Annotated in this window: 1 protein-coding gene and 1 pseudogene; both read left to right on the top strand. The window is 68.9% G+C overall.

Annotated features, from left to right (window positions below):
- Nucleotides 1-361: pseudogene (locus IE94_RS41980) on the top strand (condensation domain-containing protein); the annotation flags it as partial.
- Nucleotides 362-527: 166 nt separating this feature from the next.
- Nucleotides 528-929, top strand: a 402-nt coding sequence (locus tag IE94_RS41975; protein WP_425338002.1) for an AMP-binding protein, incomplete at its 3' end; no start/stop codon positions are given.

Genomic DNA, 929 nt, shown 5'->3' with positions numbered 1-929 from the left:
GACCCGAGTCCGCGACACCGACCTCACCGCCTACACCCACCAGGACACCCCCTTCGAACGCCTCGTCGAAACCCTCAACCCCGAACGCTCCCCCTCACGTCACCCCCTCTTCCAAACCATGCTGAACCCCAACGTCACGTCGTCACCGGGCGCCGGGAAGGTGGAGTTCGGTGATCTGAAGGCGGAGCACTACGCCAGTACGACGGAGGTGGCCCGCTACGACCTCTCCGTCACCTATGCGGAACTCGGCGAGTCGAGCGGTATCGACGCGGCCTTGGAGTTCAGCGCGGACCTGTTCGACACGGGAACGGCCGAACTCCTGACCCAGCGCTTCGTGCGCATCCTCGAAATCGTGGCGGCCGATCCCGATGTGCTCGTGAACCGGATCGCCGTCCTGGAGGACGAGGAGCGCACGCGCATCCTCCAGCAGCGGAACGACACGGCGACCGCGGAGACGCCCCAGGACGTGGTGGCCGCGTTCCGGGCCCAGGTGGCGCGGGTGCCGGAGGCTGCGGCCGTGGTGTCCGATGGCGTGTCGGTCTCCTATGCCGACCTGGAAGGCGGGGGGCGCGTATCTGCCGCTGGACGGGGACTTTCCTGCGGAGCGGCTGGCGTTCATGCGGGAGGAGACGCGGCCCGTCGTCACCGTCGACGAAGCCTGGCTTGCGGAGGCCGGACTCCGTCAAGTCGCCCACAAGACGCCTCTGCCGCACATCGTGGAGGGGTCCCAGGCCGCCTACGTGCTCTACACGTCGGGTTCGACGGGGCGGCCCAAGGGCGTCGTCGTAGGACGCGGTGCACTGGCGAACCTCCTCGGCGACATGCGCCGGCGGGTGCCGCTGACCAGCGGTGACCGGCTTCTCGCGGTGACGACGATCGGGTTCGACATCGCCGGGCTGGAACTGTTCACCCCGCTCACCTCGGGCGGG

The organism is Streptomyces violaceorubidus (genome assembly GCF_000717995.1).
Classification (GTDB): domain Bacteria; phylum Actinomycetota; class Actinomycetes; order Streptomycetales; family Streptomycetaceae; genus Streptomyces; species Streptomyces violaceorubidus.
This window is presented reverse-complemented; position numbering and strand designations above follow the sequence as displayed.